Origin of the sequence: Pseudoalteromonas sp. NGC95 (assembly GCF_015864705.1) — a bacterium.
GTDB classification, from domain to species: Bacteria; Pseudomonadota; Gammaproteobacteria; order Enterobacterales; family Alteromonadaceae; genus Pseudoalteromonas; species Pseudoalteromonas arctica.
Genome location: NZ_JADYWR010000007.1, coordinates 1 through 26,669 on the forward strand (window position 1 = coordinate 1; position 26,669 = coordinate 26,669).

Below are 26,669 nucleotides of genomic sequence, written 5' to 3' on the forward strand. Positions count from 1 at the left end.
CGATGCCAATTCGAGACTGGCGTAATGCAATGAGTCGTTTTATCATTGAATTTGAGGAACGCCTCAGTAAGCATATTTAAAATCTAACAACGGGCAGTTACACAGAATCCGTTACAGGCTCCCTATTTTTTCAAAGCCATTAAACTCGGTGTTAATTTGATCTTGTGCATTATTTTGCCAAATTAAAGTATCACTTTGCTCAATACGCATATCATCCACAACAAAACCATAATAATGTGTGTTCGCATCTGTTATGTATTCAATTTTTAGATCAATCATTTGCCCAGCATAAGCTGATAAATCAAACTCATGAGTTAAATAGCCGTTAGGCTGCTTAGCATCACTATTAAAAAATGAATCACCTGATATATACGGACCAATGTCACCATAGTATGGGTTTATTGCTTGCGTATAATCACTAGCAATAGGCTCCCCATTTACTTTTACCTGTACTAAATCATAGTCGCGCTCAATACTGTAATAAGCAATAAAGCTTAAAGTAAGTGCCTCAGTTGTGTTTGGTAGCGTTACGGTATTAACTAAGCTGTTACTAACATTGTCGCCCGTATTTGAATAGTATTGAAAATCGCCTTCTACTGGCGTTTTAAATTTTTCGAGTCGAGATGGCAGTGTTATTTTTATTTGGCTTTGTAGTTGTGAAGTACTCGCAGTATTAATTAATGTTTGCTGTGCGTTAGCATCTATCTCATCCATATCAAGCGTGAGCTGATTAACCCAATTACCCTGGTATCGATTTTGTAAATATTCAAGCGCATAAGGGCTAAACATAACAGGCTCTGAGCCTCGTGGAGAACCTGCCCAACTTCCTGTTGACATAACTGACCAAGACGCGACAGGCTCACCTACCGTGTTAGATTGTAAGTCGTATTCATCTAATAATCCCAAGTCATGCCCAAACTCATGCACCACCACGCCAATCCCAGCATCAATTGGATTAATTGTGTAACCAAAGAGTTTAATACTGCTGCCTGCAATCTCGCTCGGCCCGCTATTTTCATCAAATACATGATAGCGGTGCGACCAAATAGCATCGGTGCTTAGGTAACCACCACCCGCTTCCTCGCCAATACTTGAATGAAAAATCATTACATGGTCAATAATGCCATTGGGTTCATTAATAATTCCATCGCCATCAACATCATCTAAATCAGTTAAATCGTAGTCCGCTAAATTAATATTAAACTTTGCAACTGCCTTCTCCACAGCCTCCTTGACTAAAGCGGGCGCATTTTTATCACGCGTACTGCCTTGGCGTTCACCATATATTTTTGCATTACTATCAGCGGTTACCCAGCCATATACTTGCCCGTTAAAATTTAAGCTATTACCAGACGCTGCTTTATAATAATCTGCAGCCGTTGATAAGCTTTGTCCATCAGGGCCCGCATAACCTTGAGTATTAAAAAGCATTTGCTGATAGTGTTCAGTTGAATAATCAGCGTAAAACATATCTGTGTCTTGCTCTACAAGTCGATTATCGTCATGTTTGAGGTCAGGAAAATCAATTAAGATAGCTAACACTTTTACATCATTAACGCTTTGATCAGGCACTAGCGACGTTGAAAAAGCGGCTTGTTGTTTATTTGTGTTTGAAAAATCCGTAGAGGAAGATTTAAATCGCCTAAAGCCATTTTTAATTGAGTGATTGGCAGCGTTTTTGTTACTCATATATGACTTAAATGAACTATCTAACTCACTAGAGGATATTTGGTCTCTTTTTTTAAGCCAATATAAAATACGTTCTTCGTTAGTTATACCAACATCATGCGGGCTTAAATTATTAGCCGCTACTATAGGGCTTAATAGCGTAGTTAAAAGTGCAATTAACGTCACTTTTTTCACTGTGTTTTCCTCAAACATAATTATGTAGTAATCATACCTAATAATAAAAATTTAAACATGCGATAAAAACATATAGTTAACATGTGCAATAAAAGTTAATGGTCTTTCACACTTTTTTATAACTAAAATCAAACACACAACCTAAAACGCATAATTTCTGCTAGTTAACTCAGTTAAATACAGTATTTCTGCAGATTTAAATTAAAAAAAGCTACAAAACGAATTTAAAATGCAAAAAAACACTTTCAAGGTTGACATAAGGGTTCAAAACCCTTAAAAATAAACCTATACAGAATTTTTAATTTAAAAGCAGTGTTTTGCTAAGTAGAGTAAAAACTATGAACACACAAATTAACCTTTTAGTCGTACTCGTACTGGTCTTAGTTATAAGCCCAGCGGGGATGTATTAAAAGGTGATACTGCTTTTTAAAAACCCTCGCACTACGCGGGGGTTTTTTTATGCATAAAAAAAGCGCACAGAGGAATGAGGATGAGCAAACAAGAATATAATGGCTCTGAACTAGTAGTTCAGGCATTAAAAGAGTTAAAGGTAAAATACATATTTGGCTACCCCGGTGGTTCGGTCTTAGACTTATATGATGCACTTTTTCAGCAAGATGATATTGAGCATATATTAGTACGTCATGAACAAGCTGCCACACATATGGCTGATGGTTATGCTCGTGCTACTGGAGACGTCGGTGTTGTACTTGCAACCTCAGGCCCTGGCGCTACAAACTGTATAACGGGTATTGCAACGGCCTACATGGATTCAATTCCTATGGTTGTATTATCAGGCCAAGTGCCTACAAGTTTGATTGGCGATGATGCATTCCAAGAAACTGATATTGTGGGCTGTTCTCGCCCTATAGTTAAACACAGCTTTAACTGTAGAAGTGCTAAAGAAATCCCAACAATCTTAGCTAAAGCCTTTTATATAGCCAGTACAGGTCGTCCTGGGCCCGTTGTAGTTGAGCTTCCTAAAGATATGCTTAACCCTGCTATAAAGTTTGAATACGAATTTCCTAAAACAACAGAGCTAAGAACATACAGCCCTAATACTAAAGGGCATTCAAAACAAATTCGTAAAGCGGTAACAACTATTCTAGAGGCCAAAAAACTGGTTATCTACTCTGGCGGTGGTATTGTTATTTCAAATACGTCAGAGCAATTAACGCATTTAGTTGAGTCGTTAAATGCGCCCATTACCAATACACTAATGGGGCTTGGCGGCATATCAGGTGTACATCCAAACTTTGTAGGTATGCTAGGCATGCACGGTACGCTTGAGGCCAACAAAGCAATGGCAAACGCCGATGTGATTTTAGCGCTTGGTGCACGATTTGATGACAGGGTAACTAATAACGTTAAAAAGTTTTGTCCAAATGCCACAATTGTACATGTAGATGTAGATCCAACTTCAATTTCAAAAACAATCAAAGCGCATATACCGGTTGTAGGTTGCTTAGCAACAGTGCTAGAACAACTACAAACGGGCATTGATAAAAGCCCAATTAAAATAGATCGCAGCGCGCAAGAAGATTGGTGGCGCCAAATTATCAGCTGGCGTGAACAAAAATGTTTAAGCTACAACACAGATGGCGACAAAATTAAGCCACAAGCCGTAATTGAAGCTGTTTATAAAGCCACTAATGGCGATGCTTACGTAAGTTCTGACGTTGGTCAGCACCAAATGTTTGCAGCGCAATATTACCCATTTAAGCATCCTCGTCAGTGGATAAATTCAGGCGGCCTAGGCACTATGGGCTTTGGCTTACCTGCTGCTATGGGCGTAAAATTAGCCTTTCCTGGTAAAGAATCTGTATGTATTACGGGTGATGGCTCTATTCAAATGAATATTCAAGAGCTATCTACCTGCTTGCAGTACAACCTAGCTGTAAAAGTTGTATCACTCAATAACCGCTCTTTAGGTATGGTACGCCAATGGCAAGATATGGTTTACGGCGGTCGTCATTCATCATCTTACATGGACTCACTGCCTGATTTTGTTAAGTTGGTTGAAAGCTACGGGCATGTGGGTATTAAAGTAAACACACTTGATGAGTTACAACCTGCAATCGATAAAGCTATGAGCATAAACGATCGTTTAGTCTTTTTAGATATTCTTGTAGACGAGAAAGAACATGTATACCCAATGCAAATCAAGTTAGGTGGCATTGATGAGATGTGGTTACGTAAAGGAGTAAAAGCATAATGCGTCGTATTTTATCTATTTTATTAGAAAACGAACCAGGTGCACTGTCGCGGATTGTTGGGCTTTTTTCACAACGTGCATACAACATTGACAGCCTAACTGTTGGTACAACTGATGATCAGTCGTTATCACGTATTACCATTACCACCATGGGTGATGACAGAGTGGTTGAGCAGATCACAAAACAAGTTAACAAATTAGTCGACGTGCTTAAAATTATCGATTTAACAGAAATGAGTCACATTGAGCGAGAGTTATTGCTTGTTAAGGTATTTGCTCAAGACGAGACGACTCGTGCAGCGGTTACCCGCGTAGTTGATGTGTTCCAGGGTGTTATTTTAGATATGGGCCGACAAAGCTATAGCCTGCAACTAGTGAGTAGTACAGACAAAATAGAATCGTTTTTAGACACACTTCGTCATGAAACCGATATTATTGAAGTTGTACGTTCTGGTGCTGTTGGCATTGGCCGAGGCGATAAAGCCTTAAAAGCATAAATTTATAATATAAAGGCATCAGTTGATGTCTTTATTAAACATAAAAAAAAAGAGCTAAATAGCTCTTTTTTTATTTTAATTCGTTAAACCTATTAAGGGTTTACTTGGTCTTTAAGACCTTTACCTGCTTTAAAGCTTGGGATAGTTGCCGCTGCGATTTGGATCTCAGCACCCGTTTGTGGGTTACGGCCAGTGCGAGCTGCACGTTCTTTTACTGAGAAAGTACCAAAACCAACTAATGCTACTGAATCACCTTCTTTTAAAGAAGAAGTTACAGCACCTGTAAACGCGTCAAGAGCACGAGTAGCAGCGGCTTTAGAGATTTCTGCATCAGTAGCAATTTTTTCAACTAATTGAGCTTTATTCATTGTTAGATTCCTATTCGTTATTATTTTGCCTTCGCAAAACCTATCTTTATGCATTTTTAAAGAGTTAGCAACAGCAAATTGCATTTTTTGCTTAAATTCTTAAAAAATGAGTAAAATTTAAATAATTCTCGGTAGAATACAGCGTGTTGGGTTAACAAAGACTTAATTTGAGTACAATTTTGGCGCAAGTTAAGCAACTGGGCAAATAAGCTATATTTTTTCGATAACTAAGGTCACTTCCCCGACCTCGATTCCAAACTTAACAATAGATGTGCGGTTTATCAAGCGCGATTGTGTAACCAAGTACATCCAATCGTCAAAATTCACTTCTAAAGTACTGCCATCGTATGGAAGCTCTACATCATAATTCCAATGAAATACGCTGCCGTCACTTTTGCCTTTTGCTGTACCTATAACATCAGCTGCTGTCCCCGTTAAACTATTGTCTTCATTTAACGTTATTTTCCAGATTCGCTTTTGGGTTTCGCCATCATCATAAATAAAGTCTTCTTCAATAACGCCCTGGTTACCGTCCCAAGTCGCATTCATATCTACGACAAGCTTTCGGGTCAATTCGCCTTTAAAGTCTTGTACAACACCATAGGCTTTCAAATTTCCGCTAAAAAACGTTTTAAAGTCGAAATTTGGCGATGTATTTTTATAATGTTCAACATTTGGTGCCGAACAGCTAATTAAAAATAGAGCCGATAGGCTCATAACAGCTGCTTTTAACGTGTTTAATATGTTCATATTAATTCCCTAATAATTGCTTTCGTAGTTTTGGCTCAGAGGTTTTTTCATCAAGCCAAATAGCTAAAAAGTCACTCGAAAATTGAGGTTCATCAATTTCACCCATTTTTTCATCATTATGATAAAAAGTGCTCATACCTTGCTCATTTGTCACCAATGTTAGTGAGTCACCCTTTTTTATATCAGGCCAAATAGACAACAATTTACGGTCGTATTTATCTGCCAGCCCTGCTTTTCCAAGATGTTGCCACTGCTCATTTGTTGCTTTTACTATTTCTTTAGCGTCAAAGTCACGTAAATAGGTAAGCTTAAACTTAACAGGATGTGTTCCTGCGCTGTAATTACCTGAAGGGGTAAATAGCACGGCGTCATATACATCCCAAAATAAATACTCCATTCGTGCTTCGCCTACTTTATTAAATTGTGTGTTAGCTAAAACAATTGAAGTTGTAAGCAAATAAAAAGTAACTGCCTTTAGTAAAAATTTCAAAATAAGCTCCCTTTGAGTCAATGGGTAATGTTACGAAATAGAAATTGTGGAAGATCAGCGATTGATGAATAACTTGATTTTTTGGTTTATAAAAAGAATAACAGTAAACACTGTAGACCAAAGCGCCCCGTAAACGAGCCAGAATTGCCATAAAGGTAAACCTAAACTTATTACTTCAAAGCGCGCACCAGCCCAATAACTTGCTGGTGCAAATGCCATACATACCAAAAAGGCCTGCCAAAGCTTTAATTTACTCAAAAAAACCATAGAGGTATTCAAAGAAAGTAATAATGCAGCCCATAAAAAGACGAGCCATAGAGGGAAGGGATAAACTTTAAATTCTAACAAGCCTAACTTTACCGCTATAAATTCTAACAATAGTGCTAAAGGTAGGGCTTTAATTAACAGTAAGGAGTCTTGTTTTTTCTGCTTTGACAAACAAAACATTAAAACAATAATCAAGCCACTAAAAAGTAGCGAATTGGCTTCAAGCAGCAGTGATAAAAACCACACTGCTTGAAATAAAACAAAATTAGTAACCGAGCGCAATATCATCGTTATCACTAGTAAAACGAGGTTTACGCGCCATTAAATGTACCGTACTTGTTGCTCTGGCTCTAAACGCACCTTCACAATAAGCAAAATAAAATAACCATAAACGATAAAAGCGTTCATCAAATTTAGAGCGGTCTAAATCAGGCCAACTTTTTATAAAACGAGTTCGCCAGTCTGCTAATGTTCTTGCGTAGTGAGCACCAATATCATTAACAGTATGAATAACCATATCGGTATTATTTTTAATCTGCTCACTCATTTCGTTAAGCGATGGTAAACATCCGCCCGGAAAAATATACTGCTGGATAAAGTCAGAGTTCTTTAAATAATGCTTATAACGCTGATCGCCAATAGTAATTGCTTGAATAAGCATGGCACCATCGTCTTTTAGGAGCTCACCACACTGAGTGAAAAAGCTCGGCAAATAATCATGACCAACCGCTTCTATCATTTCAATAGAAACAAGCTTGTCGTATTTACCTTTTAGTAGTCTGTAGTCGAGCTTAAGTAATGTTATTTTACTTTCAAGACCAAGCTCAACAATCTTGTTAGCTACATAATCATGTTGCTCATCAGATATGGTTGTTGTTGTTACATGGCAATCGTAATGTGTGGCTGCATATATAGCAAATGCCCCCCACCCTGTACCAATTTCAATTACTGAATCATTTTTTTGAAGCTCAACTTGCTCACAAATGCGTTTAAGCTTGTATTGTTGAGCCTCTTCAAGTGTCGCTTCTTTTGTAGGATACACAGCACTTGAATAAAGCATTTCTTTACTTAAAAATGATTCGTACAAATCATTACCTAAGTCGTAATGAGCAACAATATTTTTCTTAGAACCCGATTCTGAATTTTTGTTTTTTATGTGATTAAATCGGTGTGCGATATTACTAAAAAATGCGAATTTTTTTTCAAACTCATCGAGTTGCTTTTCGTTTATAGCAAATATCTCAATGAATGAAGTTAAGTTGTCACAAGACCAATGTCCCAAAATATACGCTTCACCAGCGCCAACGCTCCCAGATAACGCAAACGCTTTATACATAGCTTTATCATTAACTGTTACTGTTGCTTTTAACGCAGACGATACATCACCAAAAACTGTACGCTCATTTCCTTCAATTAAAACAACTTGACCTGTTTCAATTGACGAAAAGGCTTTAGTCACTAATTTTTTATATATATTAGTTAACCAACTAGTGCTTTGTTCGCAATTTAAGCTCGACACTTTATCCATTAAAATACCTATTAATTGTCCTGACTACCTATGTGCTTTATGGCTTACCTGAGTGACCTAAAAAAGGCACTCGCTTTATAAACAACTTTAATGCTTGATAATAAATACCTTTGAAAATAGACCATGTCATGGCCGGAAAACGTTTAAACAACTTATTAATCTCTTCGTTAGTGAGTTCTTTACGTTTCAAGCGAAGTGTTGCATCAAATAATAACTCTTCATTTCGCTTATTTTCAATGTGTATCAATGTTTTATCAGGCGATTGTTTAACATGCCAATGATAGTTCATATCCAGATTCATAAAAGGTGATACGGAAAAAACCTTCTTAAAGTTCACTTTTTTTTCTAAAGGGACTAAATAATAATGACGTTCGTTCCATGGTGTATTACTCACTTCAGCAATCATGTACTTAAAACGGGTGTCGTTGTGGCCAAAAAAGTAAAAATTAACAGGGCTAAAATACACACCAAAACAACGAAACTGCCCTAACATGTAAATATGAGAAAAGGTTTCAGTAATACCTAAATTGGCAAGTTGATCATGCGCACGCTCAATAAGAGGTCGTTTAGCAAGTTCTGAGGTGTCTTTAAGATAATCAGCTTCATTAAATTTTAACGCTTTTAAGCCTGATGTACCTATGTGCTTATGCACACCATTTAGTTGTTGAGGATTATTTAAATCTACCCACATCATATACAAAGGGTAACTAAAACGATGTTCTTTAACAGCAAAACGGCGATGTTTTACATCGCCTAAATACACTGCACTAGTCAAATTCGACCCCAAGTTGCTTGGCTACATCTACACCACTGTGTACGCCATCTTCATGAAAACCATTGTACCAATAAGCACCACAAAAATAACTATTGTTTTGTCCATCAATACTGTGTTTAAGCTTTTGAGCAGCAATTGACTCTTGGTTAAATACAGGGTGATGATAAGTAAACTCGCGCAAAATTTTACTTTGGCTTATTCCTTCAAGGTGATTAAGCGTTACACAAAACTGTGTATCCGATTGTATACCTTGCAAAATATTCATTTGGTAAGTAACAACAGCTGCTTTATCAGTGTTGTTATTAAGTAGGTAGTTCCAACTTGCCCATGCCGCTTTTCTATCTGGTAAAAGGTTTGTATCGGTGTGCAGCACAACTGAATTCTCAGTGTAAGCTATTGCACCCAATACTGACTTTTCTTGCTCAGTCGCATCACCAAGTAGTGCAAGCGCCTGATCTGAATGACAAGCAAATATTACTTTATCAAACTTACTTTGCTCACCACTGGCAAACTCTATTGTTACTTCATCATTTTGACGCGTAACAGATTTAATATCTGTATTAAGTTTAATTTTATCAGCAAAACCTCTGATCAGTGGCTTAATATACTGACGAGAGCCACCTGGTACTACATACCACTGTGGTCTGTTTGTTACATCTAAAAGGCCATGATTAAAGAAGAACTTAACAAAAAATTCAACGCCTACATTTTCCATTTCTTTAATACTGGTAGACCAAATAGCCGCGCCCATCGGAAGGATATAATGGTATTTAAAAAAGTCATTAAAGTGATTGTCACTAAGCAGTTGCCCTAATGATTGATTAGATTGGTAATCATCTTTTTCATGTAGTGCTTTACACAGTTTGTTAAACCTAACAATGTCGTACAATAATCGCCAAAACTTAGGTCTAAAAATATTACGACGCTGTGCAAACAGGCTTGTAAACGTATGGCCATTGTATTCAAAGCCAGTGGCTTCGTTATGAACACTAAAGCTCATTTGCGTTGTTTGTTTATCTACACCAATACGCGATAGTAACTTTTCAAAGTATGGGTAAGTTCTGTCATTAAATACAATAAAGCCAGTATCTATTGCGTATTTTATGCCGCACACATCAACATCAACCGTTGCAGTGTGGCCACCTATATAATCATTTTTTTCAAATACGGTTACATCGTAATGTTTATGAAGCAAATGCCCACATGTTAAACCAGATACACCAGTTCCTATTATTGCTATTTTTTTCAACGGGCTAATCCTTTTGCGATTTTAAGCCAAATTGGGAGTGGCAAAATACGTAATGCCTTTAATATAAGTGTAAAACGGTACGGAAAGTGAACATCTTTTCGGCGCTCATGTATTCCCTTAATCATATAATCTGCGGCTTTTTCAGCGGTAACAGCCATAGGCATCGGGAAATCATTTTTATTAGTAAGCGGAGTTTTCACAAAGCCAGGGTGAACTAAAGTCACATCAACATCATCTAAATCAACAGCTAAGCTTTTTGCTAAGTAACTTACACCCGCTTTTGATGCACCATAAGCTTCTGAACGAGGTAGCGCAAGATAGGTAACACTTGAGCTGACCAAAACAAGCTGACCACCTGAATTTATTTTAGGAAGTAGCGCCTCAAGGCAATACCCCATAGAGAGTAAATTTACGTTTATTACACGTTCAAACAATGCACTATCAAAGTTTCGTGCGTCATCTATGTATTCACAGTTACCCGCGTTTAAAATAACACGGTCAAAATGAGGAAAGCCAACTGTCGACTCTTTAATGTCTTGTAGATTAGTTGCATCAAATTTACATGCTTGAATATTGTCGTATTTAGCAAGCTCAGCGAGCTTTTCACTATTACGGCCACAAGCTATAACAGTGTCTCCCATCTGTGCATATTTAATTGCTAACTGCTCACCAATACCAGAAGTAGCACCCGTTATAAGTGTGATCATAATTAACCTGCCCTTTTATCAATTAGCTTTATAACACTACCAAGTAAAGGAATATGTTTGTACAGCAACTCGCCCACATTAAAGTAGTCTCTGTGCTTGATAATTTTGCCATTTTCAAAAATAAGCTTGCTATGACCTTCTACCGATATAGTTTTACCTGATGAAAGCTTTGGATGTGCATAGTGCATAGTCCAATAAATAAAAGCATTGTTTCCGCTATTAAACGAATCGCTAATATCAAACTGACAATGCTTAACATTGCTGTATAAGTTAGCAAAGTACCTGCGCAATTCTACAATGCCATTAATTTCGTGCATTGGGTCTATAAACTGTATGTTGTCACAGTAAATATCACTCAATAAATCAAGATTGGTGCTATCAAGCTGTTGGTATATTTCAACAAATTTATCTACTGGTAACTGGTTATCCATATCACACCTTAAATGCAGCAAGTGCACGTTCTCGTGCCGCTTTATGATCAACTATTGCTGGCCAGTAACATTCCTTATCTTTACCTATTGCGGCTAAATAAGTGTGTGGAAAATGAATGTGTTTATCTGGCACGTTTTCAAGCTCTGGCAAATACTTACGGATAAACTTGCCAGTTGGATCAAAGCGCTCGCTTTGTCTGATAGGGTTAAAAACTCTAAAGTAAGGCTGAGCATCACACCCGGTACTTGCAGCCCACTGCCAGCCACCATTATTTGAGGCTAAATCGCCATCAATTAGGTGCTGCATAAAAAAGCGCTCACCTTCGCGCCAGTCTATTAATAAATGCTTAGTTAAAAAGCTCGCAACAACCATACGTAAACGATTGTGCATCCAACCGGTTTGCTTTAGTTGTAGCATTGCAGCATCCACTAACGGGTAACCTGTACGCCCTTCACACCATGCTGTAAATTCATTTTCGCTTTTACGCCACACTACGGCGTTATACTTTTCGTTAAAGTTATCACCGCGCGAAAGCTTCGGAAATTCAGCAATTAAATGCCTGTAAAATTCGCGCCAAACAAGCTCGTTAATCCACGTAAACGTTTTACTTTTTGACGTAGTTAAAATATCAGGATAACGCTGCTGAATATTAATAAGAAGCTGTTTTGTGCTTACAATACCAAGTGCTAAATACGGGCTTAAACCTGATGTGCCTTTTACGCTGGGTATATCACGCTGATCGTCGTAGCTTGTAAGTTTGTCACATATAAAATTATCAACTACGGTTGAGAGTGTTTCGTCGTCAACCGGCCACTTATCTGAGCATCCATCACTTTTTAGTAAGTCGCTTTCATCAAATTTTATTGAATCAGAAGTTAAAGGCCATTGTGGCAAACTAAAGTGTGTATCTTGATACTGCTTTAACCATGCTCGCTTAAATGGAGTAAATACTTTATACATTTCATTACTTTGATTTTTAACCGTTCCGACAGGTGCAATTAAATCACCTTCGTACAAAGTAAAAGTAATAGAAAGCTCATCGCATTTATGCAAAATTGCTTTATCGCGATTTGCTTCATTAAGCTCATATTCTGTATTAGCAATTACGTGTTTTACATCGTTTGCTTTACAAAAATCAATAAGCTCACGCGTACAATCAGAAAAGCTAGGCGCTTCAATAACATGTAAAGTAATGCCGTAATCAGCAAGCTGAGATTGAAGATAAGTAACTCGGCGCTTGAGTAAGTCAATCTGAATAGGCGCAGTTTGGTGTTGTTGCCACTGTTTTTCAGACACAAAAAAAATGGCGTGTTTAGCGCCATTGTTTAGCGCTTGAATTAACGCTTCGTTAGAAAAAAGGCGCAAATCGCGCCTAAACCAAAATAATGTATCCATTAAATACCAAATCGTAGTTTTAAATCGTGAGGGTAAGGGTTAAAAAACACTTGTTTTTCAAGGTACTCATTTGGGTGAACCTTCAAATGATGTTTTAACAAGGTAAGTGGTACATACAATGGCACCAAACCTTCGCGGTATTCATCTATCGCATCACGAAGTTCTTGTTTTTCAACCTTCGATAAATCAGTTTTAAAGTAACCTTGTAAATGCATTAGCGTGTTGCAATTATTTCTGCGAGAAGCTGGCTTTTTAAGACCCGTCATCAAATCTAAAATATATTCATCAGCAACTGCATTTATATCGTCGCCTACATAAGTCCCCAGCAGGTTACCCAAATCACGATAAGCTTGATAGTTATGAGCCATCAACAAGTACTTATACTGAGAGTGAAATTGAGTAAGCTTATGAACCGTAAGCGGCTCTTGTACTAATTTTTGCCAGTTTTTAAATACGTAAATTCTCATTACAAAGTTTTCACGTAAATGCATGTCGTTTAAACGTCCGTTTTCTTCACATGGCAATAATGGGTTGTGCTTCATTATTTGCTCAGCAAAAAAACCAACGCCTTCTGAGGTATTACCTGTTCCTGCTTCATTGTATATTTTAATGCGCTCCATGCCGCAACTTGGGCTTTTTGCACAAAATACAAATCCGCTTAATTCTTTAGCTTGTTCAGTTGCAACTTTTTTACCATATTCAGTAAGTTGTTGGCCTACTTCGCCGGTGCCATCTGGGCGGCATACTTTAATAGTATCGCCCACTTTAACTTGGCGAATAGTTGGACGAGGTATCGGTAAACCAACAGCTACTTCCGGACAAAACCGTGTGTATTCAACGTGTTTACCTAGCTCATCCATACAAAAATTTGACTTTTTATGTCCTGTGTCAAATCTAACTTTTTCGCCTGCTAAGCAGGCGCTTATACCTATTTTTATTATATCTGTATGCATATATTCTCTTAGTAAATCAAATTACCTATTGGATTTAGTAACTTGCTGAAGCCCTTATTAAAATGTAGCGCACTACTGACAACTGTAAAGCATAAACATCCATCTTTCGTTAAAGGTGTGTGTTGATGACTACCATCTTGCCAAATAAAGTCGCCTGGTACGTAATTACCGTCTTCATCACTAAACTCACCATCTAGTAGTAAAGTAACTTCAAATCCGGTATGTGTATGCTCAGGAATTTCGCCACCGGCATCAATATGTAGCAAGCTAGAACGCAGCGCACCATCATCAAGCGAAACGCGAGATCGTGCCAGTTTACCAACTTGTGTAAATTTGCTATGAGAAATACGTGTTAAAGCACGTGGAAGCTGATAGTTATGCTCATTCACTTTAATAGATACAGGCTCTACTTCGTAAACTTCATCGATAGAATCATCAGACATGATCATATCAAGAACATTTAGTTCAAATTCTTCAAGTAAATCAGATTTCTCAGTTTGAGGTTTCTCAAATTGAGCAGGCTCTTCACTAAATAATGCATTTGCATTACTTGCTTCAATTTTAGCTACTTTAGCTTGGCACACAGGGCACATGTCTACGTGAATAGAAACGGCTAAACTCAATGATGTAGCAAGTGATGCATCGCAATACTGTGTCAGTAAAGTTTCACTCGGGTGATGTTTAATCATGCTGATCTCCCATTTCATTACGTAATTTTTGCAAGGCCAAACGTAACCGTGATTTTACCGTGCCTACTGGAATATTAAGTTGATGTGCAAGTTGCTCTTGCGACATATCTTGAAAGTAAACGCCTCTTACCACTTCGCGTTGAGCAATTGGTAATTTGTCTAAATAACGCTTAATTTGCTTATCTTCTAAATGATCACTGTATTCGTGATGCGTATCTTGTGAGTCGTTTAGTAACGGCCAAATATCTTCGCTTATATTTTCTTCTTTATTACTTTTCATTTTACGAAGCATATCGAATGAAGCGTTACGCATAACGGTATAAACCCACGTAGTCGCAGCGCCTTTTTCACTATGATACAAATGTGCTTTACGCCAAACAGACGTTAATGTTTCTTGCACAAGCTCCATGGCTTGGGCTTCAACACCAAACTGCTTAATTCCAAAGCGTTTAATTTTTGGCGCAAAGTATTCAAATAAATATGAAAACGCTTTTTTGTCGCGTGATTGCGCAACATCTATAAGCGCTTGCATGAGCTCTTTACTCGGCGTTTCTGGCATGGCAGTGTACTTACCTGTATTAGGTTCACAACGTGGTGACTGTTGTTGACTTACCATAATAATTTATCCCGTTATTGCTTTTGTATTAAGTAATACGGGCAATAATTAATTTAGGATCATAAAATTTAGGCAAATTCGTTATTAATCACAGTATGGAGGAAATTCAGTAAGTTATCAAAATTCGTTTCAAACGCAAGTTGCTGTTTTTTCTCAATAGAAACAGGTAGGAGTTCGAGCCAACGTGCTGCAATCCATGGAAGCTTGTCAAAATGAGTTTTCTTGTACAACAAATTAAGTTCCGGATTACCTTGAAACACGTTTTTAAGCGCGTCGTGTAGTAGGTAATGTTCACCAATTTGGTTGTTAGAATCTTTGTACCAATACGGCGTATTACAAGGCGATACCAAGCCATGACGTAATTCGTCTTCGTCTTGATAAACATCATTAATTTGCACGTTTTGCGATGCAAATACATCAATTAATAATACATCGTTATCGTCTTGGTCAAAATCAATAATATCAACAAGGCAACCTTGCGCGCTTATATTAAAAGGCGTGTCATGCTCAAACGTACAAAGCACAAACCCTGTATTATTTTTTAATGCGGTTTTAACCATATTTAAGTAGCGAGGCTCAAATATGCGTAATCGCGTATAACCTTCAGGTAACATAAAAATGGGTAATGGAAAAATCGCACGTTTCATAAAGTCTACTTATTTCAAACACTCTGCCTTTATTTACGTGCGCTTTTGCTAAGTCGATCAGCTTTGTATAAATCGAATTAATTACCAGCTATATAATTGGCTAAAGATTAAACCAACCTCCCATAGCTTTAAACACTTGAACCGAGTAATAAGCGCTAATCATACTGACTACGGGTGCTAACATTAATGCAAATAATCCAAGTTCACTGCTCATCGTTTTAATCCTTTAAATGATTTATTTTACGTTTTTTATACTAGTGTCAGTATTTTTAAGCGTTGTGCTATCTGTTAAAACGGGCTCATCTAATAACCCCTCTAAAACAGTTTTAGCATCAAAATAAAGCGTTTCCTTTAGTGATTTTTCAAGCTCGATTGTGGTTTGCTTAACATAGCTTGCTACACTTTGAGTTAATATATCAGTTACATCTAGGTCCACTTCTGTTGCGTGTACTTGCGCAGAACCTAATACTAATAAACTTGCCATAGCGATTTTAATTGAATGTTTCATAATGGTATTCCTTGTTTGTGTATTGTTTAGACGTAGTTATATACTCAAGGGTTGTGCCAACATAAAAACAAACCTTAACCAATTGTAATTAAACAACTTTACACGCATTACTTTAATTTAAAAATTCACCTCTCGTTAATTTAACCATTTAATTTAATTTTTTGACTACTTTTTAGTTAATAAATAAAAGGATTTAAAGGTATTAATACCGTCACACTAAATACATTTAGCGTTTATAAAAACGTCATATCTACCCGCTAAAGTGCACACCACTATAAATAATTCAAAAAGTGCAGTATGACTCTTTCATCACGTCGAAATTTTTTAAAAACCTCAGCAGCAAGCATATTTACCGTCGCAGTATCGAGTGCCATTACAGGTTGTGCTCAAACATTAATAAACAAACCTCTATCGGCTATTGAATTTAAACACGGTGTAGCGAGTGGCGACCCGCTTAGTCATGCTTTAATAATTTGGACACGTGCAACCACTTCTCAATCAAATTTTGAAGTTACTGTTGCTTGGGAACTGGCAAGTGATTCTCAATTTAAAAACATTATTCGCAGCGGGCAAGAACAAACAGATAAAAGCCGAGACTTTACAATAAAAATAGATGTGCAAGAACTTGCTCCAAACACAGAGTACTTTTATCGTTTTATGGGTGTGAATACACAAAGCCCAATTGGCCGGGCTAAAACACTACCAATAAACAATGTTGAACAAATTAAAATGGCTGTTGTGTCGTGCTCAAACTACCCTGCTGGGTACTTTAATGCCTACACAGATGCCGCTAAGCAAAAAGATTTAGATGTGGTCCTGCATTTAGGAGATTACATTTACGAATACCCAATGGGCGGGTACGCTACCGAAAATGCCGAAAAAATTGGCCGCCAATTAGCCGCCGATAACAGCGGTGAAATTATTACCCTTAGCGACTATCGTAAGCGCTATGCTATTTACAGAACAGACCAAGGCTTACAAGCACTTCACGCTGCAGCGCCTTTTATCGCAATATGGGATGATCACGAAGTTACCAACGATACCTATAAAAGTGGTGCTGAAAATCATACCCCTGATGAAGGTGATTTTTTTAAGCGTCGCGCAGCAGCTATTCAAGCCTATTACGAATGGCTGCCAATTAGGCCACCTATGGGCGAACAAAGCCCGCAAATATACCGCACCTTCGATTTTGGTAATTTAATAAGCTTACATATGCTAGATACGCGCGTAATAGCACGCGATAAACAACTCGCTTACAGCGACTACAAAAACCCCGAGACCAAGCAAATGGATGTTGCGCGCTTTGTCAGTGATTTAAATAATCAAAATAGGCATTTACTAGGTAACACACAACTAAACTGGCTCACCAGTGCAATAACTAAATCAAATGCAAAATGGCAAGTATTGGGCCAGCAAGTATTGATGACTAAAATGTGGCTACCTACTGAAATATTCTCGCAATCCGATCGCACTAAAATACCTCAGGTGTTAAAAGAGCTTGTTACCATTAAAAAAGCAGTGTTAGCTCATAAAGCGGTAACACCCGAGCAACTCGCACGCGTAAATACTTTAATGCCTTATAATTTAGATGCGTGGGATGGTTACCCAAGCGAGCGCGAAGCATTATACAAAAGCATTACCGCATTAAATAAAAAGTTAGTCGTGGTTGCAGGTGATACGCACAATGCGTGGCATGGCACATTAAAAAATGCAAAAGGCGAAAGCGTAGGAGTAGAGTTTGCAACACCTGGTGTTACATCCCCGGGTATGGAGCATTATTTAGCGCTTAATACAGCACAAGCAAAGCAAATGGCTGACTCGCTTACATTGCTAATAAACGACTTAAATTATTGTGACTTATCACACCGTGGATATATGTTACTGACTATTACTAAAGAGCAAATCACAACCGATTGGCGCTATATAGATAACATAAACTCTCCAAGCTACAACATTGCTGCTCAACACCAAAGTGTTTATAAAGGCTAATACTTTTAAAAAGAAGGTAAATGTATTATTTACCTTCTTCGCATATTTTATAAAACGTGCTTAATTACAAGTATAAAGAAGCGTCCACGAAGCATCACTTCCTGGAATGCTGTTTGTATACCAATTTGCGCTGTATGCATTACCTTGATATTGCATTTTATCGTCGGTGTTATTGTGAGTAAACGGACCACCTGAGTAATCTTTGTTCACCCAATTAGGGTATGTATTAATACCGTTACAATCTGTTGAACTTACAACACTGCATCCATTTGTATCAACACTAGTACCTGCAGGTGTATCTGGGCACTGATCAATATCATCATTCACACCATCGTTATCCGCATCGCTTTGTGGCTCAACTACTTCAACAACGCAACCTACATTATTAACAGTTTCACCTACTGGTGTATTAGGACATTGATCAACATTATCGCTAATACCATCGGCATCGCTGTCAGTTACTGCACAACCAATACTATCAACCGTTGTACCTGCGGGAGTATTATTGCACTGATCAAGGCTGTCACTTACGCCATCCCCGTCGCTATCTAAATCAACATTGCTACTACCACCACCCCAACCTTGAATGATCTCTTTAACTTTAGAGCCTGACGATGTTAGTGAATTCCAACTACCGCCTGGAGTAAATAACGATGCACCTTCGTTTTTATCGTTTAAAGCCCAGTTAGCGTGGCTAATATTGTTTGTTTTAAAAAATGCCATCCATGCATCGGTTTCATTGATATTAACACCACCATTACCATCAGCATTAACTGTTCCCCACTCTGTGGCGAATAGTGCAATGCCGTTATCGAGTGCTGTTTGTGCTTTATTTCGATACGATTGACCATGCGTGCCAGCATAAAAATGCAGAGTGTAAGCAATATTGGCGCGATCAATTGGGTTTTGTGATGCCACATCAACATCTTGCGACCACGTAGGCGTTCCAACCACAATTAAGTTATCAGGGTCGATTGCTCTAATTTTATCAATAACTGTTTCTGCGTAAGGCTTAATATCGTTAACCCATGAGATTTGTAACGGCTCGTTATAAATTTCATAAATAACATTGTCGTACTGCCCATATTTGGTAGCTACGTCTTCAAAAAAGCGAACTGCAGTTGCTTGATCGGTATGTGCTTCATGGCTATGAAAATCAATAATAACGTACATATCTTCGCTAATAGCTGCGTTTACAACAGTATCAAGACGGCTCATATTGCCCTCCCAATCAAAGTTCAAACTACCACCAGTACTCGTACCATGGCCAATAGCTGCACGAATTAATGTTGCATTAAATTCAGTTTTTGCCTTTGCTACTGTTTCTGCTGTATAAAATTTTTCAGCGCCCCACCCCGTGTTACTCCAAAATAGGCTAGGTCCTGCAAAGCTTGTGTTTTCTCCGCCCGCAAGAATTTGATTCCCACTCACCGTTAACTTTTCAACAGCGGCATTGGCCATTGTTGAGCATCCTAATAATAAAGCTAACGATAAGCTCGCCACTTTAAAATCCTTTCTTTTGTGATTATTTGAACTGTTATTCATCGTATTTCCTTAAATTGAAATTATCAGTCGTCATTGCTTGACGTAATAAATTGATAGCAAACCAATACTTAATAGTTAAACAAAGTTAATTTGGCGAGCAGAAAGTATCATTTATTTATTAACATTAAATGAATAAAAAGGTACAAGGAGAAGGATTTTAATTAACTAAATATCAACAAGTGAGCGATTTAACGAGGTTTGAGGATTTTACTGGGTATATACAGGCATTTACACGATGTTTACATGATGCGGGCAAAAAATCTCGGTTACAAAAAATATGTATAAAAATGAAAAGGCGGTAATAATAATTATTACCGCCATCAATAATAGCTAAATATCAGGGATAAATATGCGGGAAGAAAATTAATAAGCCAACCAAACCGAGTTCTGATTAAGTGGCTTATTTTTTAGTGGGTAGCGCTTTTCTGCCCAAACGGTATGCATCCATAATGCTCAGCACCCAAATTATAATCATTAAAGGTACATACTTATATTCAGCGAGTTGAGCGCAAGCGTCAGATGGTTGTTGCGCTGCTTTTAAAATGGCCGTAACCGACATGGGGATTTTTCCGTTTACAATTTCATTTGCAGTACACTGTGCAATCGCAAATATATCTTGAAAGGTTAAAATTAAAAGAACAGAGAATACACCCGCAAAAATAGCGCCTATTAGGTGTTTTTTTAAAGAAAAATGCCCCGCTCCAGGATAAACAATGGCGGTAAGTAAAGCAGCTTTTAGATCTTGTTTCATTTTTACCTAATATAAATTCACTTTAACGTGATCACATAAAAAAGCCACTTTGCAGTGGCTCAATTAAAATATCAAGTAGTTAAATGTATTATTGTCCGCCAAACCCGAGAGTTAACTCAATACCAACAAAGCGAGGTGCCCCTGCAACAAATGTTGGGTTGCTAAATCCTCCTCCAGTATTACCAGCATCAACTAAATACTCTTTATCTAATAAGTTACTGGCAAAAACACTAACGGCCCAATCATCACAACTTGCAATTCCTAAGCGCGCACTGACTAATCCAAGCCCAGGTTGGCTAATATCTAAGCCTGATATTGGCGCATTTGCTGGCTCAAAAAACACTTCAGAGCGGTAGCTATATATTAAAGAGCTCGTTAAATTAAGTGAGTTCGACAATTCTGTTGAGTAAAACAGCCCCGTACTAAACGTCCACTCTGGTTGTAATCTAAATTTATTGCCTGCGAGGTTACCGTTATTACTATCATCATCTATTTCAGCATCAAGGTAGGCCGCATTGGCAAATACCTCAAACTCATTATTAATTAACGCCCTTACTTCAGCCTCTGCGCCAACATTAGTGGCAGAGCCCGCATCAGCAGAAAACGCAACGCCTTCATCATCCTGTAACGTAACCTGAAAGTTAGAGTAATCTTGATAAAATACAGCGACAGAGTAATCTAAACGCCCGTCAAGCGCTTTGCCTTTAATACCGGTTTCGTAGTTCCAAATAATTTCCGCTGGGACTTCTGATATAGAAGCTTCGACATTCCCTTGTTCATCGTTAGCCGAACTTACTTCAAGTACTTCCGAACGACGCCCTTTTGAAACAGTCGCATACATATTTGTAGTAGGGTTTATTATATAAAGCGCATTAAAACGTGGCAGCCAATCATCATAATCAGCATCGCCATAGAATGTTTCACCATTTGTATCAACCGTAAACAATGGCGCTTGTGTTAAAACACTATTGGGTGCTGCAGAGCTATAACCACTGCGCTTTTCTTCTTTTATATAACGAAGACCCGCTGTTAACTCTAATGCTTCAGTAGTAGCATAAGTTACATCAGCAAACGCTGAGTACGCTTTGTTTTCACCATAGTTTGTAAACTCTAGTGAATATGGCAACTCGTTTACTACACCACCTGTTAATGCTGGCGTTAAAATATTAACGCTACCATCATTATTAATACAAGGAACACCTGAACCCAATACGCCTAAGCAATTTAAAAATATAGACTCCTCTGTACTAAATGGAATACGCTGGCTACCATCTTCTTCAAAGTAACTCACACCAAAAATACTAGTAAACTTATTCTGCGTATAAACAGCGCGTAATTCTTGGCTAAATTGATCGCCCTCAGCAGCTTCTGCAAATTCTAAAAACCATGCTTGCGTACCATCAGCATCAAACACTTCTAAAGAATCAAAGTTACGCCCTGCAGTAATTGAGGTGATTGTTAAATCGTTACTTACATCCCAATTTACAGTCAAATTTAAATCGTTAACTGTGCGATCCACACCTAAGTCTTTTTTTCCAAACACAGACTCTGCATACGGACTACCTGGCATTTCAACAAAGCTATATGGACTTATATCACCACCGGTTGGTGCATAAAGCCCATTTTTAAAAGATGTACCCGAGTCATCATTTTTTTCATACGTATACACCAAATCAATCGTTACATCGTCACTAGGTGTAATACGTAAAGACGGACGATAAGAAAAACGCTCAATAGCATGCATATCATCTTGCTTAAACCCAGCCGGATTTTGGGAGTTACTATCTCCTGCAATATTTTTTATAAACCCATCACGTTCACGATAAGTAAAAGCAACACGGCCTTGCAATAAATCATTGCCACCCGTTACAAAGCCACTAGCACCTTTGGCCGAGTAATTACCAACGGATGCTTTTAATTGAGCCGAAAAATCTTTTTCTGGTTTACGTGTTGCTACACTAATAGCACCTACAGAAGCTGCTGTTCCAAACAGTGTCGCTTGTGGTCCCTTAACAACTTCAATCCCTTCTACATCAAAAAGCTCAAAGTATGAGCCACGAGAGCGTGATACATCTGCTCCGTTATAATAAATAGACACACGAGGGGATGATTGAGACGACCCACTATCAGACGTAATACCACGAATTACAAAGCCCGGGTTGTTAGGGCTTTGCTCTTGAATAACAAGCCCTGGTGTTATTTCAGATAAAGTGTCTAGTTCACCTATACCCAAGCTTTCTAAAAAGTCGCCATCGTAGGCGCTTATTGTTACGGGCACATTTTGTATTGATTGCGCACGCTTTTGAGCAACAACCACTATTTCATCAAGTTCTTTATTTATGGTTTGATCTGCAAAACTATTTGTTGATGTAACGCAAATCATCGCCACAGACAATTTAGTAAGTTTAAGAAAAGGCCGTGTTGTTAATTTATTTTTCATGTTTTTCACTGTTCGTCCGGTTAATTGTTTTTAGGAATTACCAGTAATCTAACGAACTATTACGACTTTTTTACGTCTTATTAATTACGCATTGGTTAAATTGATGTTTCAACTTTATGAAAAACAATAAATTATTGTATTCATATAAAAATTATAATATTGAAAAACTCAGCGTACACTTGTACACTAAAATTCATTCAAATAGTGGTAGGATCTGTCATGTCGTTAGAAGCGCCCTATTCTAAAAAAGAAGAACAACTAAACGTAATTAGCCATGCACTTGGTATTGTATTTGCCGCATTTGTTATGTGGGATTTATTTAGCCAAGCCACCAGCACTAAAGCGTATATTAGTACTGCAATTTATGGCAGCAGCCTATTTGTGCTGTTTTTGTCATCCACTTTGTACCACGCCAGTATTCAACCGCGCTTAAGAGCCTTTTATAAAAAGTGCGATCACTGCGCCATATATTTATTAATTGCCGGCACCTACACTCCCTTTTTATTAATCTCATTAACCGGTGCTTGGTCATGGGCAACACTTACATTTATTTGGACTGTGGCACTAGCAGGCGTTGCATACAAAGTATTTATAAAAAACGGTAATAAAAAAATATCGCTCGCCACCTACTTGCTCATGGGTTGGTTTGCACTGGCTATTGTATATCCGCTTTATTCAAGTGTTGATGTAAAAGCACTTTACTGGCTACTTGCCGGCGGCGTTTTTTATAGTTTAGGTACATTATTTTACAGCGCTAAAAGCACCCAATTTAGTCACGCTATTTGGCACTTATTTGTTATTGCTGGGTGTGTTTGCCATTATATTTCAATTAGCAATTACGTTTATTAGGCTGGTTAAGTCAATTAGAATGGTCTGGTTTGAGCGATAACCGGACATTGAGGTGAGTTGTCATTAACTTAGTAAGAATAAGAGGACACTTTCCTCTTTTTTACATGTTTATATAGGCTATAGAAAGTATAATATTTATAGCTGGCAATAGTTTACGCTATTTGCTATTGATATAAGTTCATAAAATAAGGACATTTTCGCGCTAAAATAGGGAAAGTGTCCTCTTATAAAGATGTTAGGCAAATTAACCTCGCTCCTCATGTCAATATTTATCGCACAGGGATTTAGAAGATGAATAACATACAAGAAGACCATCATTCACAAGAGCCCGACAGCTTCGAAACTTGGATTAATGAGCGCCCTAAGTGGCTACAATCCGCAGCGAGATTACTTATTGACTCAAAAAGAATGCCTAATGACGCTGAAATAACGGAGCTTGCAAGACTTTGCTTTAAAGAAGCGTCGGGGGCAAAGGAGGGTTTCTCTAAAATAGTACCTGGTGCTTTAGCGCAGGCAGCCCAGCGCCCAGAACTACGTATAAATAAAATTTCTGGCGTCTCAGGTGTTAACGCAATCAAAGCAGACGCATCTATTTCATTTGGCAATACAAACCTTGCAGTTATATATGGTGCAAATGGATCAGGGAAAACAAGCTTCTCTCGCATTCTAAAACAGGTATGTGGTTCAAGGGCTAAGGATGAACTGCTAGGCAACGTATTCTCTAATGAATCACCGCCCGCTTCTGCCGATATAGAGTTATCGATAAGTGGAAAAACACAGTCAGTTTCTTGGACCCTTAGTGGCGGGGCTTTAGCACATCTGCGTCATGTTCATGTTTTCGATACGAAGACTGCACAGATGTACATGGGTAAAAACGAAGCTACATACGAGCCAAGTAGCATGCGTTTCAATTCATCTCTAATTGCAATATGTGATCGTGTATCAACATTTCTAAAGCAAGAAAAAAAGACGCTCGCGTCGAAGCTCCCTAGTACCCCACCTATGTTAATCCATGCTGTACCAATCCAATGGCTAAATACAATTAAGGCCACCACCAAGCTAGAAGTTATTGATCAAAAATGTGTATTCTCTAAAGAGCTTGACGACGAGCGCATTGCAACAGAAGCAGCTTTAGCTCAAAAAGACGTAGAAGGCCGTCTTAAAGTTATTGCGCAAGATAGACTTGTTTTCAAAAGGATAAAAGATAGGATCGATAGCCTAAAATTCGCTTTGGCTGATGAAGCAATTCAAGCTGAAATTACAGCGAGATCCGATGCAAACAAGAAGCGATATATTGCGAATGAAGAGGCTAAAAAGGTCTTTTCTAACGCTGCCCTTGATGGGGTAGGACAAAGCACATGGATGGCACTATGGAAGCATGCAAAGGAATTTTCAGAAAAGCACGCATATCCAAATGTCAATTTCCCATCTACTGAAGATGGATCTCGCTGTGTTTTATGTCAGCAAGAATTCACAGTTGATGGAAAAGAGCGCATGGATCACTTTCAGGTATATGTTCAAGGAGGGCTTGAAGCAGATGCCAAAGCAGCCGAGAAACTGAGAGATGAGCTGACGAAGAGAATGCTTAGCCTACCATTGGAGCATGATTGGTTGATACAAATGAATCAATTGAAAATATCAGAGGAACTAGCTAGGCAATATATGGCATCACTAACGCTACGGCGAAAAGCTGTTGATACTGCTGATAGTCTTGCGACAGTCCCTATATTTGATTGGAGCCCTCTTGATAAAGCATGTCAACATATATCAAATACTTTTGATATAGAGGAAAAGACCCTAAAAGAACTACAACAGGATGGGCAACGGCTGAAGCTAGAAACAAGACTTAAAGAGCTGCAATCCATACAGTGGCTAAATCAAAATAAAGCCGCGATTCTAAAGGAGAGAAAAAGACTCTACTATATTTCTACTTTCGATTCTGCAATTAGACTTACAAGCACAAATGCCCTGACAACAAAAAGCAATGAATTAGCAAAAGTTGAACTTGATGCGGGCTATCAAGAACGCTTTGCCAAAGAGCTAAGAGTGCTAGGGGGCATTAGGCTCCCCGTTAAGCCAGAGAGTAAACCACAAGGAAAGGGGAAGATAACATTTGGACTTACACTACAAGGTAGTAAATCAGCTGTCCCAGCTGAGATAATTTTGAGCGAAGGAGAAATCAGAGTTGTAGCTCTAGCGGCTTTCCTAGCTGATATCACAGGATCTGGCCAAAAATCTCCATTCATATTTGATGATCCGATATCATCTCTTGACCAAGACTTTGAAGAAAAAGTTGTATCTCGACTTGTTGCTTTAGCGATGGAACGTCAAGTTATTATTTTTACACATAGGCTATCACTTTTGTCTCAGGTTGAGTCAGTGACTAGGAGATTAAAAGACCAAGCTCGTGAAAATGGTCTTCCAGCCCCGATTTCTGTAACTGTGGAAACGTTACGAAAGCTCGGGAAAGACACTGGAATTACAGCTAAATTAAGCCTTCGAGATTCGAAACCAGTGAAAGCTGTAGCACGAATAAAAAACGAATTCCTTCCCCAGCTAAGGAAGCATGTTGATAATGGTGATGCAGATACTTTTGAGAGAGAGGCATGGCAAACCTGTAGCGAGTTTAGAATTTTAGTGGAGAAATGCATAGAAAGCGTACTGTTGAATGAAGTTCTTGTCAGGTTTAGACGAGATATTCAAACGAAGGGCCGGCTGTCAAAGTTAATTAAGATAGAGCAGAGCGATTGTGATCTTATTGATGATTTGATGACTCGATACTCAGTGTTTGAGCATTCTCAATCGGATGAATCTCCTGCCCCATGTCCAGATCTTCAACAGATAGAAAACGATGTTGATGCATTATCTTCTTGGATCAAAACATTTTGACAAACTTATTAATACTAGAAAACTTTGGCGGCGCATAGTCTTCAATGCCTAACAAGCGCAAGCACTCGGAACAATTTTCGCTGCGCTCCAAAGTGTCTGGTGTTGCGTGCGTTACCAATGTCCGCTACTGGCACTCTCCAGCCAGTCGACAACATAAAATATTGATAATAATTGGCAAGGTATTTTACTGTGTCGGATGGCGTGGCTTCACCACTTATCCGACCTACGTCAAAATGTAGGTTGGTTAAGCAGAAGGC

At 38.3% G+C, this 26,669-nt stretch carries 23 protein-coding genes and 1 pseudogene; 5 read left to right on the plus strand and 19 right to left on the minus strand.

Annotated features, from left to right (window positions below; genetic code table 11):
* Nucleotides 1-117: 117 nt before the first annotated feature.
* A pseudogene (locus tag I6E70_RS08035) lies at nt 118-1,863 on the minus strand (immune inhibitor A domain-containing protein); the annotation flags it as partial.
* A 490-nt stretch (nt 1,864-2,353) separates the two neighbouring features.
* On the opposite strand from I6E70_RS08035, the gene I6E70_RS08040 reads away from it, so the two are divergent.
* Both I6E70_RS08040 and ilvN read left to right on the plus strand, forming a co-directional pair.
* Nucleotides 2,354-4,078 carry an acetolactate synthase 3 large subunit gene (locus I6E70_RS08040; protein WP_197188473.1) on the plus strand — a complete coding sequence of 575 codons (1,725 nt, stop codon included), beginning with the start codon at nt 2,354-2,356 and terminating at the stop codon, nt 4,076-4,078.
* A complete protein-coding gene (gene ilvN / locus I6E70_RS08045; protein WP_007580691.1) occupies nt 4,078-4,575 on the plus strand; it encodes an acetolactate synthase small subunit in 498 nt (165 codons plus the stop codon). Before I6E70_RS08040 ends, ilvN begins: the two co-directional genes overlap by 1 nt.
* A gap of 92 nt (nt 4,576-4,667) precedes the next feature.
* Here the strand turns inward: ilvN and I6E70_RS08050 are convergent, their stop codons facing one another.
* The 15 genes from I6E70_RS08050 to I6E70_RS08120 form a co-directional block, all read right to left on the minus strand.
* Entirely contained in the window at nt 4,668-4,943 is a 276-nt protein-coding gene (locus tag I6E70_RS08050) for an HU family DNA-binding protein (RefSeq protein ID WP_002962474.1), read from the minus strand.
* A 210-nt stretch (nt 4,944-5,153) separates the two neighbouring features.
* Entirely contained in the window at nt 5,154-5,693 is a 540-nt protein-coding gene (locus I6E70_RS08055; RefSeq protein WP_165725498.1) for a DUF3833 domain-containing protein, read from the minus strand.
* A 1-nt stretch (nt 5,694) separates the two neighbouring features.
* Complete coding sequence (locus I6E70_RS08060) at nt 5,695-6,183, minus strand: chalcone isomerase family protein (protein WP_165725497.1); 489 nt, start codon at nt 6,181-6,183, stop codon at nt 5,695-5,697.
* Between the two features lie 54 nt (nt 6,184-6,237).
* A complete protein-coding gene (locus I6E70_RS08065; protein WP_007580697.1) occupies nt 6,238-6,738 on the minus strand; it encodes a DUF2878 domain-containing protein in 501 nt (166 codons plus the stop codon).
* Entirely contained in the window at nt 6,716-7,978 is a 1,263-nt protein-coding gene (locus I6E70_RS08070) for an SAM-dependent methyltransferase (protein ID WP_165735776.1), read from the minus strand. Before I6E70_RS08070 ends, I6E70_RS08065 begins: the two co-directional genes overlap by 23 nt.
* A 37-nt stretch (nt 7,979-8,015) precedes the next feature.
* Nucleotides 8,016-8,753 carry a DUF1365 domain-containing protein gene (locus tag I6E70_RS08075; RefSeq protein ID WP_010552975.1) on the minus strand — a complete coding sequence of 246 codons (738 nt, stop codon included), beginning with the start codon at nt 8,751-8,753 and terminating at the stop codon, nt 8,016-8,018.
* The gene (locus I6E70_RS08080) at nt 8,746-10,002 is read right to left on the minus strand and encodes an NAD(P)/FAD-dependent oxidoreductase (protein WP_197188474.1); all 1,257 of its coding nucleotides are present in this window, start codon (nt 10,000-10,002) and stop codon (nt 8,746-8,748) included. The genes I6E70_RS08075 and I6E70_RS08080 overlap by 8 nt, the downstream gene beginning before the upstream one ends.
* The gene (locus I6E70_RS08085) at nt 9,999-10,709 is read right to left on the minus strand and encodes an SDR family NAD(P)-dependent oxidoreductase (RefSeq protein ID WP_197188475.1); all 711 of its coding nucleotides are present in this window, start codon (nt 10,707-10,709) and stop codon (nt 9,999-10,001) included. Before I6E70_RS08085 ends, I6E70_RS08080 begins: the two co-directional genes overlap by 4 nt.
* A 2-nt stretch (nt 10,710-10,711) precedes the next feature.
* Entirely contained in the window at nt 10,712-11,140 is a 429-nt protein-coding gene (locus I6E70_RS08090) for a nuclear transport factor 2 family protein (RefSeq protein WP_007580706.1), read from the minus strand.
* Nucleotide 11,141: 1 nt separating this feature from the next.
* Entirely contained in the window at nt 11,142-12,536 is a 1,395-nt protein-coding gene (gene phrB / locus I6E70_RS08095) for a deoxyribodipyrimidine photo-lyase (RefSeq protein ID WP_197188476.1), read from the minus strand.
* Nucleotides 12,536-13,489: a YbgA family protein gene (locus I6E70_RS08100; protein ID WP_197188477.1), complete on the minus strand. Its 954-nt coding sequence runs from the start codon at nt 13,487-13,489 to the stop codon at nt 12,536-12,538. Before I6E70_RS08100 ends, phrB begins: the two co-directional genes overlap by 1 nt.
* A gap of 8 nt (nt 13,490-13,497) precedes the next feature.
* On the minus strand, nt 13,498-14,178 hold the full coding sequence (locus I6E70_RS08105; protein WP_024591091.1) for a ChrR family anti-sigma-E factor: 681 nt from the start codon (nt 14,176-14,178) through the stop codon (nt 13,498-13,500).
* Nucleotides 14,171-14,794, minus strand: a complete 624-nt coding sequence (locus I6E70_RS08110; protein WP_010552978.1) for a sigma-70 family RNA polymerase sigma factor — start codon at nt 14,792-14,794, stop codon at nt 14,171-14,173. Before I6E70_RS08110 ends, I6E70_RS08105 begins: the two co-directional genes overlap by 8 nt.
* A 68-nt stretch (nt 14,795-14,862) precedes the next feature.
* Nucleotides 14,863-15,441, minus strand: a complete 579-nt coding sequence (locus I6E70_RS08115) for an LON peptidase substrate-binding domain-containing protein (RefSeq protein WP_024591092.1) — start codon at nt 15,439-15,441, stop codon at nt 14,863-14,865.
* 235 nt (nt 15,442-15,676) lie between these two features.
* Nucleotides 15,677-15,949 carry a hypothetical protein gene (locus tag I6E70_RS08120; RefSeq protein ID WP_007580717.1) on the minus strand — a complete coding sequence of 91 codons (273 nt, stop codon included), beginning with the start codon at nt 15,947-15,949 and terminating at the stop codon, nt 15,677-15,679.
* A 297-nt stretch (nt 15,950-16,246) separates the two neighbouring features.
* Between I6E70_RS08120 and I6E70_RS08125 the strand changes: the two genes are divergently transcribed.
* Entirely contained in the window at nt 16,247-17,938 is a 1,692-nt protein-coding gene (locus tag I6E70_RS08125; protein WP_197188478.1) for an alkaline phosphatase D family protein, read from the plus strand.
* 60 nt (nt 17,939-17,998) lie between these two features.
* On the opposite strand, the gene I6E70_RS08130 is transcribed toward I6E70_RS08125, so the two are convergent.
* From I6E70_RS08130 to I6E70_RS08140, 3 genes are all read right to left on the minus strand, one after another.
* The gene (locus I6E70_RS08130) at nt 17,999-19,483 is read right to left on the minus strand and encodes a cellulase family glycosylhydrolase (RefSeq protein ID WP_197188479.1); all 1,485 of its coding nucleotides are present in this window, start codon (nt 19,481-19,483) and stop codon (nt 17,999-18,001) included.
* A gap of 400 nt (nt 19,484-19,883) precedes the next feature.
* Nucleotides 19,884-20,234: a hypothetical protein gene (locus I6E70_RS08135; protein WP_197188480.1), complete on the minus strand. Its 351-nt coding sequence runs from the start codon at nt 20,232-20,234 to the stop codon at nt 19,884-19,886.
* A gap of 88 nt (nt 20,235-20,322) precedes the next feature.
* Nucleotides 20,323-22,674: a TonB-dependent receptor gene (locus I6E70_RS08140; protein ID WP_197188481.1), complete on the minus strand. Its 2,352-nt coding sequence runs from the start codon at nt 22,672-22,674 to the stop codon at nt 20,323-20,325.
* Between the two features lie 219 nt (nt 22,675-22,893).
* Between I6E70_RS08140 and trhA the strand changes: the two genes are divergently transcribed.
* Complete coding sequence (gene trhA, locus I6E70_RS08145) at nt 22,894-23,523, plus strand: PAQR family membrane homeostasis protein TrhA (RefSeq protein ID WP_197188482.1); 630 nt, start codon at nt 22,894-22,896, stop codon at nt 23,521-23,523.
* Between the two features lie 291 nt (nt 23,524-23,814).
* Nucleotides 23,815-26,412, plus strand: coding sequence for an AAA family ATPase (locus tag I6E70_RS08150; protein WP_197188483.1), 2,598 nt, complete (start codon nt 23,815-23,817; stop codon nt 26,410-26,412).
* The last annotated feature ends 257 nt before the right edge of the window (nt 26,413-26,669 follow it).